The 15,997-nt window shown below is 69.8% G+C and carries 11 protein-coding genes; 1 reads left to right on the top strand and 10 read right to left on the bottom strand.

Translation table 11 applies throughout. The features are described 5' to 3' along the window. Position 1: 1 nt before the first annotated feature. The 8 genes from AW271_RS31555 to AW271_RS31520 all read right to left on the bottom strand — a co-directional run bounded on the left by AW271_RS31555 (position 2) and on the right by AW271_RS31520 (position 8,948). Positions 2-778 (bottom strand): ABC transporter permease, encoded by a 777-nt coding sequence (locus AW271_RS31555; RefSeq protein WP_062341264.1) that lies wholly within the window; start codon positions 776-778, stop codon positions 2-4. Then, a complete protein-coding gene (locus tag AW271_RS31550) occupies positions 771-1,523 on the bottom strand; it encodes an ABC transporter permease (protein WP_062341263.1) in 753 nt (250 codons plus the stop codon). Before AW271_RS31550 ends, AW271_RS31555 begins: the two co-directional genes overlap by 8 nt. Further along, positions 1,523-2,440, bottom strand: a complete 918-nt coding sequence (locus tag AW271_RS31545; RefSeq protein ID WP_062341262.1) for an ABC transporter ATP-binding protein — start codon at positions 2,438-2,440, stop codon at positions 1,523-1,525. The genes AW271_RS31550 and AW271_RS31545 overlap by 1 nt, the downstream gene beginning before the upstream one ends. 69 nt (positions 2,441-2,509) lie before the next feature. After that, positions 2,510-4,045 carry a glycoside hydrolase family 13 protein gene (locus tag AW271_RS31540; protein WP_062341261.1) on the bottom strand — a complete coding sequence of 512 codons (1,536 nt, stop codon included), beginning with the start codon at positions 4,043-4,045 and terminating at the stop codon, positions 2,510-2,512. Between the two features lie 44 nt (positions 4,046-4,089). After that, positions 4,090-5,064, bottom strand: coding sequence for a carbohydrate ABC transporter permease (locus tag AW271_RS31535; protein ID WP_083977531.1), 975 nt, complete (start codon positions 5,062-5,064; stop codon positions 4,090-4,092). A 28-nt stretch (positions 5,065-5,092) separates the two neighbouring features. After that, positions 5,093-6,004: a carbohydrate ABC transporter permease gene (locus tag AW271_RS31530; protein ID WP_062341260.1), complete on the bottom strand. Its 912-nt coding sequence runs from the start codon at positions 6,002-6,004 to the stop codon at positions 5,093-5,095. Positions 6,005-6,073: 69 nt separating this feature from the next. Continuing rightward, the gene (locus AW271_RS31525; RefSeq protein ID WP_062341259.1) at positions 6,074-7,459 is read right to left on the bottom strand and encodes an ABC transporter substrate-binding protein; all 1,386 of its coding nucleotides are present in this window, start codon (positions 7,457-7,459) and stop codon (positions 6,074-6,076) included. Positions 7,460-7,937: 478 nt separating this feature from the next. After that, the gene (locus AW271_RS31520; protein ID WP_062341258.1) at positions 7,938-8,948 is read right to left on the bottom strand and encodes a LacI family DNA-binding transcriptional regulator; all 1,011 of its coding nucleotides are present in this window, start codon (positions 8,946-8,948) and stop codon (positions 7,938-7,940) included. A 565-nt stretch (positions 8,949-9,513) separates the two neighbouring features. On the opposite strand from AW271_RS31520, the gene AW271_RS31515 reads away from it, so the two are divergent. Further along, positions 9,514-12,357 (top strand): discoidin domain-containing protein, encoded by a 2,844-nt coding sequence (locus tag AW271_RS31515; protein ID WP_062341257.1) that lies wholly within the window; start codon positions 9,514-9,516, stop codon positions 12,355-12,357. Positions 12,358-12,423: 66 nt separating this feature from the next. On the opposite strand, the gene AW271_RS31510 is transcribed toward AW271_RS31515, so the two are convergent. Next, positions 12,424-13,731, bottom strand: coding sequence for a lanthionine synthetase LanC family protein (locus AW271_RS31510; RefSeq protein WP_157554829.1), 1,308 nt, complete (start codon positions 13,729-13,731; stop codon positions 12,424-12,426). Between the two features lie 32 nt (positions 13,732-13,763). Then, positions 13,764-15,878: a HelD family protein gene (locus AW271_RS31505; RefSeq protein WP_245653301.1), complete on the bottom strand. Its 2,115-nt coding sequence runs from the start codon at positions 15,876-15,878 to the stop codon at positions 13,764-13,766. Positions 15,879-15,997: the final 119 nt, after the last annotated feature.

The following is a 15,997-nucleotide window of genomic DNA, read 5'->3' as shown; positions in this document are numbered from 1 at the left end:
GTCACCTGGACATCAGGGTGGCCCAGCGCGACTGGGCCACCGTCAGCATCACGCCGCCGAAAACGAGCAGGTAGGCGGCGTTCAGCAGCAGACCCGGCCCGACCTCGCCCAGCGCCAGGCCCCGGGAGAGCTCGATCGCGTGGTAGAGCGGGAGCGCTTCCACCAGCAGCCGCACCCAGTCGGTGTAGACGGTGACGGGGTAGAAGGTCGTCGCGAACAGGAACATGGGCAACATCACGAGCTGGACGTACTGGAAGCTGTGCCAGCCCCGGGCGTAGCCCGCCGCCGCCAGGCCGAACGCGCCGAAGGCGAACGCGGTCAGCAGGCCCGCCGGCACGGCCATGACCGCCCACGGCGACCTGACCAGCCCGAAGGCCGCGATCACGGCCAGGAAGCCGACGCCGGTGACCAGGGCGCGGGCCGCCGCCCAGAGGAGTTCCCCGGCGACCATGCCGCGCACGGTCATCGGGGTGACCAGCAGCGAGTGGTAGAAGCGGTCGAAGGTGAGCTTGCCGTAGACCGTGTTGGTGGTCTCCTCCAGGGCGCTGTTCATCATGGCCACCGCGAGCAGGGCGGGGGCGACGAAGGCGGCGTACGGGACGTCGACGCCGGGCACCCGCCCGACGAGCGCTCCCACGCCGACGCCGAGGGCCAGCAGGTAGAGGATCGGCTCGTACACGGAGTACAGGGCCATCGTCCACGGGGTGCCGCCCTTGTGCACCCACACGTTGCGCAGCATGACCAGGTGGGCGCCGCCGGCGGCCGGGAGCCTAGACATAGAGCACCTTCCGGAAGGTGACCCGCCCGATCAGGACCCCGGCGACCGCCATGACGCCCAGGTAGGCGACGTGCAGCAGGGTCGTGCCGGGGGTGGCGGTGCCGAGGGCCAGCGATCGGCACAGGTCGGCGCCGTGCCAGAGCGGGAGGGCGTACATGATCGTCTGGAGGGCGGCGGGCAGCTGCTCGACGGAGAAGAACGTGCCGGAGAACAGGTACATCGGCATGACGACGAACCGGAACACCGTGTTCAGGCGCGGGAAGTCGGTCACGGTCACCGCCCAGGCCGCGACGACGGCCGCGGGCGCGATCCCGGTGAGCGTGGCGGCCAGCAGGACCGCGACGGCCGTGCCGGACGAGGAGAAGAGCCCGAACCCCGCCATCACCGCGACGAACGCGAGCGCTCCCACGAACACCCGCAGCCCGACGAACAGCAGGTGCCCGCCCATCACCTCGCCCGGCGACAGCGGCGTCGCGACGGCGGTCTGGTAGACCCGCTCCCGTCCCCGTGCCGACGCCACCCCGAACCCGGCGTCGATGAACGCGTTCTGGAACGCGGCCGCGGCCAGCATGCCGGGCGCGAAGAACTCCAGGTAGGGCACGCCCTCGACGTCGCCCCGCACCAGGGAGCCGAGCCCGGCCCCGATGGCCAGCAGAAACAGCAGCGGGTTGGCGACCGAGACGACGACGGTGCCCTGCCAGGTCCGGCGGTACCGGAACAGCCAGTAGGCCAGCGCGCGGGTCATCAGTCGGTCAGCGATCGGCCGGTGAGGCGGAGGAAGACGTCCTCCAGCGTGGCCCGGCGCACCAGAGCGGTCAGCGGGCGCAGGCCCGCTTCCGTCACGCGGGCCAGGGCCGCGTCGCCGTCGTCGGCGTAGCAGAGCAGGCGGTCGGGCAGCACCTCCACGTCGCCGCCCAGCTTCTCGGCGGCCTGCTCCTGCTCCCCGGGCGGGAACCGCAGTTCCACGACCTCGCGGGTGACGTGGCGGTCGATGAGCTCGCGCGGGGTGCCCTCATCGGCGATCAGGCCCTTGTCCATGATGACCAGGCGGTCGCAGAGCTGCTCGGCCTCGTCCATGTAGTGGGTGGTGAGGATGAGGGTCACGCCGGCGCTCTTCAGGCGGAACAGGCGGTCCCACAGGATGTGCCGGGCCTGCGGGTCGAGGCCGGTGGTCGGCTCGTCGAGCAGCAGGATCTCCGGGTCGTTGACCAGCGAGCGGGCGATCGTGAGGCGGCGCCGCATGCCGCCGGACAGGTGCTCGACCCGCTCCCCCGCCTTGTCGGCGAGCTGGGCGAACTCCAGCAGTTCGGCGCTCTTGGCCCGCATGTGCTTCAGGGAGAGGCCGAAGTACAGGCCGTACACGATCAGGTTCTCGCGGACGGTGAGCTGCAGGTCGAGCGCGTCGTCCTGCGGGACGACGCCGAGCCGGGCCCGTAACGCCCGGCCGTGGACGACCGGATCGTCGCCCAGGATGCGCAGACTGCCGCCGCTCGGTTGCGACACGCACGCCAGCATCCGCATCGTGGACGACTTCCCGGCCCCGTTCGGCCCCAGGAACCCGAAGGCTTCTCCCCGTTCCACCCGGAACCCGATGCCCGCGACCGCCGTGAAGTCGGTCCCGGGATAACGCTTCTCCAGCCCTTCGGCCTCGATCAGTGCCATGTGAAGACCCCCGTCTCTTGGCGCGGGTCCGTGACCGCCTTCCCACGAGCGGTCACGGACCCGAGTCTCTCAGCGCAGCCAGACGGCCGTGTCGGAGGGCAGTTCGTCGCCCTCCAGGGGACCGCTGGCCAGCAGCACCTCGGTGTGCGGGGGCAGCGGCGCGGGCTCGGCGCCCAGGTTCACGACGCAGACCAGGCCCGAGTCGCGCTGGAAGGCGAGCACGTCGTCGCGCGACGCGCACCAGGTCAGGGTGCCGTCGCCGAGCAGTTCCCGGCGCAGCTTCAGCCCGGAGCGGTAGAGGCTCAGCATCGAGCCGAGGTCCTCGTTCTGCGCCTCGACGGTCAGCTTGTTCCAGTCGGCGGGCTGGGGGAGCCACGGCTCGCCGGCGCCGAAGCCGAACGGCTTCTCCTGACCCGACCACGGCAGCGGCACCCGGCAGCCGTCGCGGCCCGGCACGGTGTGCCCCGAGCGCGGCCACATCGGGTCCTGGCGCAGCTCGCCGGGGATGTCGTCGACCTCCGGCAGGCCCAGCTCCTCGCCCTGGTAGATGTACACGCCACCGGGCAGGGCCATGGCCAGCAGCGCCGCCGCCCTGGCCCGGCGGTAGCCGAGCTCCAGGTCAGACGGGTGGCCGTCGCGGCGGGCGCCGTGGTCCCAGGAGGTGATCTCGCGGCCGTAACGCGTCACCACGCGGGTCACGTCGTGGTTCGACAACACCCACGTGGCCGGCGCGCCCAGCGGGGCGTGGGTCTCCAGCGTCGTGGTGATGGAGGCGCGCAGCGCGGCCGGCTCCCAGGGGGCGGCCAGGAAGTCGAAGTTGAAGGCGGTGTGCAGCTCGTCGGGGCGCAGGTAGCGGGCGAACCGCTCCTGGTCGGGGAACCACACCTCGCCGATGAAGATCCGGTCGGTGTACTCGGTGTCGGCCAGCCGCCGCCAGCCCCGGTAGACGTCGTGCACCTCGGGCAGGTCGGTGTAGCCGTCGGGGTCGCCGCCCTCGAAGTTCTTGACCAGCACGGCCGCCGAGTCGATCCGGATGCCGTCGACGCCGCGGTCGAACCAGAACCGCAGCACGTCGTGGAACTCCTCGTGGACCTCCGGGTTGGTCCAGTTGAAGTCGGGCTGCTCGGGCGCGAACAGGTGCAGGTACCACTGGCCGTCGGGCACCTGGCTCCACGCCGGGCCGCCGAAGATCGACTTCCAGTCGCCGGGCTCGTCGCGGAACCAGAAGCGCTCCCGCTCGGGCGATCCGGGACCGGCCGCCAGCGCCGCCTTGAACCACTCGCTCTGGTCGGAGTGGTGGTTCGGGACGACGTCGATGATCACCTTGATGCCCAGCTCGTGGGCCTCCTCGATGAACCTCTCGGCCTCCGCCAGATCGCCGAACGACGGCTCGATGGCCCGGTAGTCGGCCACGTCGTAGCCGCCGTCGGCCATCGGGGACGGATACCAGGGGTTGAGCCACAGGGCGTTGACACCGAGGTCGGCGAGGTAGGCCAGGCGGCTGCGCAGGCCGGCGAGGTCGCCGATGCCGTCGCCGTTTCCATCGGCGAAGCTGCGCAGGTAGACCTGGTAGATCGCGGCCCCCCGCCACCACGTTTCGGGCATGCTGGAACAACTCCTTAGGCTTTATTGGAGAGTGGGCGGCAGGGTCAGCCTTTTAGGCTTCCCGCCGTCAGACCGGCCATGATGCTGCGCTGGAACACCAGGAACACCAGGATCGCCGGGATGCTCGCGATGACGAGAGCCGCGATCAGGACGTTCTGCGGCATCTGGGCCGAAAGTGAGGAGATGCCGACGCTGATCGACATCTTCTCGCTGTCCGGCAGGACCAGCAGCGGCCAGACGAAGTCCTTCCAGACGTTGACCACCGCCAGGATGGAGACCACCCCGAGGATCGGCCGGGACACCGGAAGAACCACCGACCAGAGGATACGCATCGGCGACGCGCCGTCGATCTGGGCGGCTTCCAGCAGCTCACGCGGGATCGAGTCGAAGAACCGCTTGAGCAGGAAGATGAAGAACCCGTTGGCCGCCGCGGGCAACCAGATGGCCCACGGGGTGTTCAGCAGGTTCCATCCGAATATCGGCAGCTCCACCACGCTCAGGTAGGCCGGCAGCAGGATCACCATCGGCGGGATCATCAGCGTCGACAACACCAGCGCCAGGACCACCTTGCCGAACACCGGCCGCAACTTCGACAACGCGTAGGCCGCGGCCACGTCGAAGGTCAGCGTGAAGAACCAGGCGCCGGCCGCGTAGATCAGGGTGTTCTTCAGGAAGGTGCCGAGGTCGAGCAGGTCCCACGCCTCGGCGTACACCGCGAAGTTCAGCTCTTCGGGGAAGAAGCTCGGCGGCACCGCGACGAGTTCGTCCGGCGACTTCATCGCGCCGGTGACCATCCAGTACAGCGGGAACACGAAGGCGAGCGTGAACCCGACGACGACGAACGTCAGGACGGTCCAGTAGACGATCTTGCCCCGCGGGGTGGTCAGGGTGTGGGGCGACACCAGGCCGCGGAACTGCTGGGGCCGTTCCTTCGTCTTGCGGCGCCGCCGCGCGTGCTTGGGCGGGGGCGCGCTGTCCTTCACGGCCCGGGCGGGCCGCTGGACGGTGCTCTGCGACATCGGTGTTCCTCCTCTCTGCCGGTCTCGGCTAGGTACGGTCGCGCGAGACGCGCAGGTAGAAGGCGGAGAAGACGATGAGGACCAGCATCAGCATCAGCCCGAGGGCGCCGCCGCCGCCGAAGTTCCCGAAGCTGAAGGCGTACTGGTACATGAGATAGGCCACCGTCACGGTCGCGTTCTCGGGGCCGCCGCCGGTCAGCAGGAAGGGCTCGATGAAGACCTGCATGGTCGCCACGATCTGGAGCAGCAGCATGACCAGCAGGATCAGCCGCGTCTGCGGGATCGTGATGTGCCACACGCGCTTGAACAGGCCCGCGCCGTCGAGCTCGGCCGCCTCGTAGAGCTCGCTGGGGATGCTCTGGAGGGCCGCGAGGTAGATCAGCGTGCCGGTCCCGAGGTTCATCCAGGTGGAGACGATGACGAGCGAGGGCAGAGCGGTCGTGGTCGAGTCGAGCCAGCTCAGCGGGGGGATGCCGACCACGCCGAGGGCCTGGTTGAACAGGCCGGCGCCCGGGTCGTAGAACCACTTGAACAGCAGCACCGCCACGGCGGGCGGCAGCATCACCGGCAGGTAGACGATCAGCCGGAGGTAGCCCTGGGCGTGCCGGAGTTCGTTCAGGACGACCGCGAACACGAACGGCACGATGTAGCCGAAGACCAGCGCCAGCAGGGTGAAGATCGCGGTGTTGACCCAGGCGGAGATGAACGCCGGGTCGTCCAGGACGGTGCGGAAGTTCTCCAGGCCGACCCACTCCGTGGAGTTCACGAAGTTGGTCTTCTGGAAGGAGAGGATGAACTCCCGGACCATCGGGATCCAGGAGAAGAACGCGAAGCAGATCAGCGCCCCGGAGAGGAAGCCGTAGGCCGTGAGGTTCCGGCTCACCGAGCGTCGCAGGGCTCCGGGGTGTTGCCGCCGGTCCTTCGCGGAGAGAGTCGTCATCGGTTTGCGCTCACAATCTCAAACGTGACTATCGGGGGCCGGCCCTGCGACCGGCCCCCGAACTTCAGGTCAGCCCGCTGCCAGCAGCTTGTTGACCTTCTCCTCCGCGTCCGCCAGCAGCTCGTCGATGTTGGCGTCCTGGCGCGTCAGGACCGCCGACATCGGGGTGTCGAGGATGGCGTAGATCTCCTGGGCCTTCGGCGGCTCCAGCTTGAAGGTCACCGACTTGGTGCCCTCGACGTACGGGGCGAAGTGCTCGGTCGGGACGTTCGCGTTGGTCTCACGGTCCGTCTGGATCTGCGCGCCGGGGGCGGCGGAGCCGTACAGGTCGGTGAGGGGCAGGCCGGTGGGCAGGCCGTCGGCCTTGTTGCGGGCGTAGTCGAACTGGCCCTGGCCCGGGGTGAGGAACTTGAACTCCAGCCACTTCAGACCGGCCTTGATCTGGTCGGGGGTGGCCTTCGCGTTGAACATGTAGCCGTCGCCGCCGGACAGCGACTGGGTCGACTCGGGGAGCGCGGTCACGCCGTAGTCCTCGAACTTGCCCTTGAAGTCGTTGTTCACGGCCTGGACGACGTCGGGGGCGCCGATCATCATGCCGAGCTTGCCGGAGCCCATCATCCGCATGAGGTCTTCCCAGCGGTGCAGCTGCTTGGTGCCCATGCTGTTGTCGTCCCACCGCATCTTGCGGAGGTTCTCCAGCACGGCCTTGCCCTGCTCGCTGTTGAAGGCGGCCATCTTGCCGTCCTCGCTCACGATCGCGCCGCCGCGGGCGTAGATCGACGAGGTGAAGTGCCAGCCGCCGGTGTTGCCGGCGGAGTACTCGCCGAAGCCGACGTAGCCGTTGCCGAGCCCGGCGATCTTCTTGGCGGCGTCCTGGACCTCGGCCCAGGTCTTGGGCGGCATGTCCGGGTTGAGGCCCGCCTGGGTGAACAGCGCGCGGTTGTAGACCAGACCGGTGGCGTAGTTGGTGCGCGGCACGCCGTAGGTCTTGCCGCCCGACTCGAACACGCCCTTCACGTCGGGGCGGATCTCCGCGAAGTGCGGGGCCTCGCTCAGGTAGGGCGTGATGTCGGCGGCCTGGCCGGCCCCGATGATGCGGGCGGCGTCGGTGTAGTAGACGTAGAACAGGTCTTCCATCTGGCCGCCGGCGAGCTTCGCCTGGAAGGTCTCAGGAACGATGCAGGGGAACGCGTCCTTGCTCTCGATCGTGATGTAGGGGAACTTCGCCTGGAACGCGGTGACGTCCGCGTCCCACTGCGCGCGCTCCTTCGGGTTCGTCTTCGGCGGCTGACAGCCGACGCTGATCGTCACGGGGGCGTTCTCGGCGGCGGCCGGGGCCGAACCACCGGCAGAGGGGTTCGCGGCCGGGGCCGGGGTGTCCTCCGTGCCACACGCCGCAGCGGCGAGGGTAAGCCCCGCCACGGCCAGCAACGTCGCGATTTTACGGGATTGCATCAATGATTCCCTCCTGCCGTGGCCAACCACGACACCTTGAGAGCACCTGTCCGTCTGGCAAGTTCCGGAACGAGCCCCCCGAAGGCCCGATCGATGAAGGTGGAGTTACGAGTCCGCTTCGTGTTACCGGTTGCGAGAAACATACAGAGACGAACAAGGGCTAGCAAGAGTCATGTACTCAAGATGCAAAAAAGTGACAGTGCGACGCAGCGCACGCCGGTGAAACACGAACCCGCAGGTCACAGAGATGGCCTGCTGCCAGGGTCGTTTCCACGGCGCTGTCAGGCTTGAGAGCACGTCTGACAGAGGCGTGACCGTTCCAGTCAAACACCGGTGATCGACCGCAAACAAGCTCTCGTCAGCACGCACGGAGTCGACGATCAGATGAACTGGAACGACGTGGCTTTCGGCGCCCGGACATGACAGAAGCCCCGCACTTCCGAGGAAGGCGGGGCTTCGGGTTACCGGGCGGGAGGGGTCAGACCGCGACTCCGACGCCGACCCCGGCGCCGATCCTGGCGGGGCCGGTGGAGCCCCGGACGACCAGCTCCGGTTCGTAGAGCAGTTCCTCCGCCGTGACGGGGGTGCCGTCGATCTGGTTCACCAGCAGGGTGACGGCGGCGCGGCCGATCGCCTCGATCGGCTGGCGCACCGTGGTCAGCGGCGGGTTGGTGCAGTTCATGAAGTTCGAGTCGTCGAAGCCGACCACCGAGACGTCTTCGGGCACCGACATGCCCATGCGGCGGACCGCCCGGATCGCTCCAAGCGCCAGCGGGTCGGAGGCGCAGATGATGCCGGTGACGCCGAGCCGGATCAGCCGGTTGGTGACGGCCTGGCCGCCTTCGAGCGAGAACATGGCGTGCTCGACCGCGACCTCGGCGAGGCCGGCCTTCTCGGCGGCGGCGTTGATCGCGGCCAGCTTGCGCCGCGAGGGGATGTGGTCGTCGGGGCCGAGCACTATCCCGAGCCGCTCGTGGCCGAGCGAGACCAGGTGGCTGAAGGCCTGCTCGACGGCGACCGCGTCGTCGGTGGAGACGCGCGGGAAGTCGAGGTTGTCGCTGGCGGCGTTGACCAGCACGACCGGCAGGCCGATGTCGAGCAGCCGGAGGTAGTGCTCGTGGGGGGCGTCGGCCTCCATGTAGTGGCCGCCCGCGAAGACCACCCCGGAGACCTGCTGCTCCAGGAGCATCTCGACGTAGTCGGCCTCGGAGAGGCCGCCCGCCGTGCGGGTGCACAACACCGGGGTGAAGCCGCGCTGCGCCAGGGCGCCGCCGACGACCTCGGCCAGCGCCGGGAATATGGGGTTGCCCAGTTCGGGCAGGACCAGGCCGACCAGGCGGGCGCGCTCCCCCCGGAGCTGCGTCGGGCGCTCGTAGCCGAGGACATCGAGGGCGGTCAGCACGGCCGCGCGGGTCGCGTCGGAGACGCCCGGCTTGCCGTTCAGCACTCGGCTGACGGTCGCCTCGCTCACTCCGACTTTCTTCGCCACTTCTGCAAGTCGACGTGTCACAGCGCAAATCATACGCCCAAGGAACGCAACCTGCTTGCATTCCCCCGATGCCATCTCGCCATGAGAGCGTTTTCCACCCATCGGGGCACGATCATGGAACGCCCTCGCAACGGCCAACGGTCCAGGTCGTGACCGGAAAACGATCGTTTGCGAGGAGATACGCGCGCTTACGTGTTCCTTACGCCGAGGCCGGGACACATGAACGTTACACACACGACCCCATTGACCGGCCGGGCGAAAGTTTGCGCACGCGGCCCTTCGAACTACTCATAAGACCAGCTCAGCGGGGCTGGGAGAGAGCAAACAGGGGCACGTGGCACGGCCCGCACGCCATGACCGCAGAGGTCAGGTCCTGTCAGACGGCCCCAGACCATACCTTTTGCGAAATCAAGTTGAAATATTGCGGACTTCTGTTGGCCATCCTATGGTGTGCTCATCTCGACACCGCCGATCGCGACGGAAGTGACGAGCACCCCTCAGGCCCGTGTCACCCGCCGACCCCCCGGCGGCGGCCCGGGCCCGCACCTGACAGAAGGGTCCGCCGATGCCTGAATCGGTAATCCGCTCACGTCGCCTGTCCGCCGCCCTCGCGAGCGCCGCCCTGATCGCGGCGGGCGTGGTGGCCCTCCCTGCTCTCACCGGCACCGCCTCCGCCGCCACCGCCGACTCCGTGTGGGGCATCCCCGGTCGCGGCGCGACCGTCCCCTTCACCGAGTTCGAGGCCGAGGACGTCGCCCACACCGGCACCGTCATCGGGCCCAGCCGGATCTACACGACGCTGCCCTCCGAAGCCTCCGGCCGCCGGGCCGTGACGATCGACGCCCCGGGCGAGTACGTCGAGTTCACCCTGACCAAGCCGGCCAACGCGATGACGGTGCGCTACAGCATCCCCGACGCGAACGGCGGCCAGGGCCAGACCATCAACGCCGACATCCGCGTCGGCGGCGCCAAGCTCAAGGACATCTCCCTGACCTCGGTGTACAGCTGGTTCTACGGCGGCTACCCGTTCAACAACAACCCGGGTGACACCAACCCCCACCACTTCTACGACGAGACCCAGACCCTGCTCGGCCAGACCTACCAGGCCGGCACGAAGATCCGCGTCCAGGCCCAGTCGAACACCCCCATCACGGTGGACGTGGCCGACTTCGAGGTCGCCCCCGGGGCGATCGGAAGGCCGGCCGGCTCGCTGTCGGTCGACGAGTTCGGTGCCGCCCGCAACTCGTCGACCGACTCCACCGCCGCCTTCCAGGCCGCGGTCGACGCGGGCAAGGCGCAGGGCAAGGAGGTGTACGTCCCCGAGGGCACGTACACCCTCTGGGACCACGTCGTCGTCGACGGCGTCACGCTGCGCGGCGCCGGCCCCTGGTACACCAAGCTGACCGGCCGCCACCCGACCCAGCGCAACCGCGCGGTCGGCATCTACGGCAAGTACGTCGCCGGCGGCGGCTACCAGGGCGGCGTCCGCGCCCACGAGGCCGGCGGCCCGAGCCGCAACGTGGTCGTCCGCGACCTGCACATCCACGGCGACATCCGCGAGCGGGTGGACGACGACCAGGTGAACGCCATGGGCGGCGCGATGACCGACTCGGTCGTCGACAACGTCTGGATGGAGAACACCAAGGTCGGGGCCTGGATGGACGGCCCCATGAACAACTTCGTCATCCGCAACAGCAGGATCGTCGACCAGATCGCCGACGGCGTGAACTTCCACACCGGCGTGACGAACTCGACGGTGACCAACACCTTCGTCCGCAACAGCGGCGACGACGGCCTGGCCATGTGGCCCGACCGGATGGCGAACGTCAACAACACCTTCAGCTTCAACACGGTGATCGCGCCGATCCTGGCCAACAACATCGTCACCTACGGCGGCCGCGACATAAAGATCACCGACAACGTGGTCTCCGACACGCTGACCAACGGCGGCGGCATCCACATCGCCAACCGCTATCCCGGGGTCAACTCCGGCCAGGGCACCGCGGTCGCGGGCACCCACACGGTCGCCAGGAACACCCTGATCCGGACCGGCAACAACGACTACAACTGGCGCTTCGGCGTCGGCGCGATCTGGTTCTCCGGCCTCAACGAGCCGGTCAACGCCACGATCAACGTGACCGACACCGACATCATCGACAGCTCGTACGCCGCCATCCACTTCATCGAGGGCAGCACCCAGACGGTCAACTTCAAGAACGTCAACATCGCCGGCACGGGCACGTACATGATCCAGGCCCAGTCAGGCGCCCGGACGACGTTCGAGAACGTGCGGGCCAGCTACCTCGGCGCCGGGACGGCGATCCACAACTGCGTGGGCGGCGCGTTCACGCTGACCGACCTGGGCGGCAACTCGGGCTGGTCGCCGGGCAGCACCACCTGCACCGGGACCTGGCCGAACCCGAACTACATCTATCCGGGCGGCGGCGGAGGCAACCCCAGCCCCTCGCCCAGCCCGTCACCGCCCACGAGCCCGTCTCCCAGTCCCTCGCCCAGCCCGTCGCCGTGCACCAGGACGGCCACGGCGACCAGCCAGAACCAGTCGTTCACGCCGCAGAACGCGATCGACGGCAACGCCGACACGTACTGGGAGAGCGCCAACAACGCCTTCCCGCAGACGCTGACCGTCGACCTGTGCGCCCCGGTCAACGTCCAGCGCGTGGAGCTGAGGCTGCCGCCCGCGACGGCCTGGAACACCCGCACCCAGACCATCGCGATCGAGGGCTCGGCCAACAACTCGACGTGGACGACCCTGTCGGCCGGCGCGGGCCGCACCTTCAACCCGGCGACCGGCAACACGGTGTCGATCAACACCACCGCCGCGACGGTGCGTTACCTGCGCCTCGTCGTGACGGGCAACACCGGCTGGCCGGCCGCGCAACTCTCGTCGGTCGAGGTCTTCGGCACCCCGGGCACGAACCCGTCGCCGTCCCCCTCGCCCTCCCCGTCGCCGTCGCCCTCGCCGCAGCCGGTGGGGAACCTGGCCCAGGGCCGACCGGCCACCGCCAGCGGCGTCGCGCAGAACTACGGCCCCGGCAACGCGGTCGACGGCAACGCCAACTCGTACTGGGAGAGCACCAACAACGCCTTCCCCCAGACGATCACCGTCGACCTCGGCCAGAACCGCACGGTCGGCCGCGTCGTCCTGAAGTTGCCCCCCGCGAGCGCCTGGGCGACCCGCACCCAGACGTTGTCGGTCCTCGGCTCGCCGGACAACGCGACGTGGAGCACCCTGTCGGCCTCGGCCGGCCGGGTCTTCAACCCCGCGAGCGGCAACACGGTGACCATCACCTTCACCGCGAGCAGTCAGCGTTACCTGCGCCTGAACGTCACCGGCAACACCGGCTGGCCGGCGGCGCAACTGTCCGAGTTCGAGGTGTACGGCTCCTAGCTCGGACCACGTGACCGGCGCCCGGGAGGAGGGAGGACGCCCCTCCCCCCGGGCGTCAACACGCGTCTAGAGCGAGTCGGCTGGGACCGGGATCGCCGGGAACGGGTTGTCGGGCAGCAGGATCACCCGCCGGGCGTCGCGCCCGTCGCGGGCCGCCGCCAGGTGCAGCAGCGCCGCGCCGACGCCCGCCGCGCCCACCATGTATCCGGTGTCGGCGGTGATCTCGTGGGGCCGCAGCCGCCGGTACGCCTGGTACCAGCGCATGCCCCGCCCGTCGTCGCGGGTGGCCCGCTCGATCAGGTCGTCGCCCAGTTCGGTCGCCACGTCGAGGTACTCGGAGGTGCCGGTGGCCGCCCACAGGCCGACGAAGAACTCGACCAGCCCGGCCGCGCCGCAACACTGGCATGCCACGTTCCAGTAGCCCTCGCTGCGGCGTTCGGGCACGCCGCTGTTGATGACGCCGCGGGCCAGGCGCTCGACCCAGTCGAGGTCGCCGGGGTCGCCGGTCACCCGGTAGAGCTCGTGGAACAGCCGGGCCACCCCGGCCGAGCCGGAGCAGAAGCCCAGGTAGTTGAGCGCCCGCGCGTGGGGCACGTGGTGGGGCACCAGCGCGCACTTGTCGCTGACCGAGCTGACCATCCGGACGAAGTCGGCCGCCCGGCGGGCCGCCGCGAGGAACATGCCGTCACCGGTCACGCCGTAGAGCCGCGCCATCAGGAAACCCGATCCGGCCGTGCCGGACAGGAAGCCGGGGGTCACCGCGTCGACCGGGAGGTCGCCGCCCTCGCCGCCGAACTGGTGGCCGGGCACGACCTGGCCGGCGATGGTGCGGCCGGTCATGATGGCGACCTCTTCGAAGTCGTCGCGGCCGAGCATGCCGGCGATGTGGAGCAGGCCGAGGGCGATGCCGCCGTCGCCGCGCTGCGACACGTCGCCGGTCCAGGTCAGACCCTCTCTGGACGGCCGCTGCGACGCGAGCACCCGCTCGGCGATGCGCTCGGCCGCGACCTGGTGGGTGGCGTCGCCGGTGGCCCAGTAGGACTCGGTGAGCGCGAAGACCAGGCCCATCAGGCCGTGGTAGAAGGTCGGGTCGGTGATCGTGCCCGAGACGGTGACCAGGTGGTCGGCGCCGGCGAGCGCCTCGTCGAGATACGACTGGTCGCCGGTCGCGGCGGCCAGTTCGAGGTGGAACAGGACGATCCCGGCGGCGCCCGAATAGAGGGTTGCGGAGTGTCCGGCATTGGCGGAACGGCCGCCGGGGTCGGGGTTGGCGAGCCAGTGGTGGCCGTGGTCGTCGTCGACGGCGGCCTCGCGGATCCACCGGGCGGCGTGGATCGCCGCGGTGACCGGCGTGTCGGATTCCATCCGCCCCATGTCGCCTCCCGGTATTTCCTACAAGGATAGTCTTATTTAGCGAGCCCGGCGAGCGGCGGCGGCAGCTCACGCTCATGGATCAGCACCAGGCGGCGGGTCGCCCTGGTCATCGCCACGTAGAGGTCGCGACCGGCCAGTTCCTCGGGCCACAACACGATGACGCCGTCGAATTCGAGCCCTTTTGAGGTCGTCACGGTCATGAGCGCCACCGGGGAGTCCAGCGGATCGAGCGTAACGGCTTCCGGGACCAACGACGCGACTTCCGCATAGCGTTCACCGGACGTGATGACGGCCAGCCGCCCCTCCCCGTCGGCGAGCAGGTCGCCGGCCGCGGCGGCGATCTCCGCCCTGAGCACGTCGTTCAGCTCCGCCCCGGCGGCCCGGACCACGCGGGGCGGCTCCTCGGCGGGCCGTACCGAAATCGGGGGTTCCTGGTCGGGGGCCACCTCCTTCAGGACCTCGGCGGCGGCGTCCATGACGTCCTTGGGGGTGCGGTAGTTGACCGTGAGGCGCTCCTCGCGCCAGGTGACGTACTGGTCGAGCATCTCGCCCCAGCTCGTCGCCCCGGCCGGGGAGCCGGTCTGGCCGATGTCGCCGACGATGGTCATCGAGCGGGTGGGGATGCGCCGCATGATCATGCGCCAGGCCATCGCCGAGAGCTCCTGCGCCTCGTCGACGATCACGTGGCCGTAGATCCACTTGCGGTCGCGCCCGGCCCGCTGGGCGGTGGTGACCTCCTCGCCGGGGGTGGCGTTCCAGTCGGCCAGCAGCGCCGCCTCGACCTCCTCGACGCCGGTGACGGTGAGCACCTCGCGGGCGAACAGCTCCTGCTCGGCCCGGTCGTCGTCGCGCCGCGCCGGGGCGGGCTCCTCGCCGAGCAGCTCGGCGGCCTCGTCCAGGAGGGGGACGTCGCCGGTCGTCCACGGGTCGCCGGGCGCCTTGCCGAGCATCCCGCGCACCAGCTCCTGCGGGGTGACGACCGGCCACAGGGCGTCGATCGCCGCCCTGACCGGGGGTTCGTGCCACAACACCTTCCTGATGTACGCCAGCTCGTCGGCGTCGGCGGGCCGGTCGAGCTTGGCCGTCTCGTCGATCGCGAGCGCGCGCAGCAGGTCGAGGACCAGCAGCTTGCGGGCCACGTTGTGAGGGCGGCCCGACCGGCGGGCCCGGTCGCGGGCCGCGACGCAGAGGTGGTGCGGGACCGCCAGGTCCAGGCCGTCGACGTGGATCTCCAGGTCGCCCTCGGGCACCCGCTGCCGGTCGGCGACCGCCCGCGCGACCGCGTCGACCATGCCGAGGTCGCCCTTGATGACGGCCTGGAACGGCTCGTCGTCGGCCGTGGCGGTGACGCCCGGGAACAGGTCGCCGACGCCCGCCAGCACGACGTCGGTCTCGCCCAGCGAGGGCAGCACCTGGCTGATGTAGCGCAGGAAGGTGGTGTTGGGGCCGACGACCAGGACGCCGCGGCGTTCGAGGGTCTCGCGGTAGGCGTACAGGAGATAGGCGGCGCGGTGGAGGGCGGCGACGGTCTTGCCGGTGCCCGGCCCGCCCTGGACGACGAGCGCGCCGTGCAGGCCCGAGCGGATCACCCGGTCCTGCTCGGTCTGGATGGTGGCCACGACGTCGCCCATCCGGCCGGTGCGCCGGCGGCGCAGGGCGGCCAGCAGGGCGGCCTCGCCGACGAAGCCGCCGTCGACGTCCTCGCGGTCGAGGTCGAAGACCTCGTCGTCGACGCCGACCACGGTGCGGCCCTTGGTCCGCAGGTGGCGGCGGCGCACCAGGGTGCCCGGGTAGGAGGGGGTGGCGGCGTAGAAGGGCCGGGCGGCGGGGGCCCGCCAGTCGACCAGGATCGTCTCGTGGTCGTCGTTGCGCAGCCCGACGCGGCCGATGTAGAGGGTCTCCTCCAGGACGTCGTCGATGCGCCCGAAGCACAGGCCGCGCTCGACCCCGTTGAGCTGCGCGAGCCGCCGGGCGTGCTCCTTGGCCGACACCTCGCGCTCGACCCGCGCCTGGTGGGTGCCGCCCGAGGCGCCCTTGGCGTATTCGGCCTTCAGGGCCTCGGCCGTCCGGCGCCGGACGGCGTCGAGCCGGTCGTAGAGCTGGGTGATCCGGCTCTGCTCCAATTCGAGCACTTGACGATTGGCCACGCGAGTGCTATCCTCTCCAACGGAGCTATGTGATTTGCGCAGCACAAGGGGCCGCAACTCACCAGGATAGCTCCTTTTTCTTTGCCCGCATCCGGCGTGACCCGACCGGTGATTTCGCC

It is taken from the genome of Herbidospora sakaeratensis (genome assembly GCF_001570525.1).
GTDB lineage: Bacteria > Actinomycetota > Actinomycetes > Streptosporangiales > Streptosporangiaceae > Herbidospora > Herbidospora sakaeratensis.
Note: the sequence above shows the minus strand (reverse complement) of the source record. Positions and strands in the feature narration are given on the sequence as shown.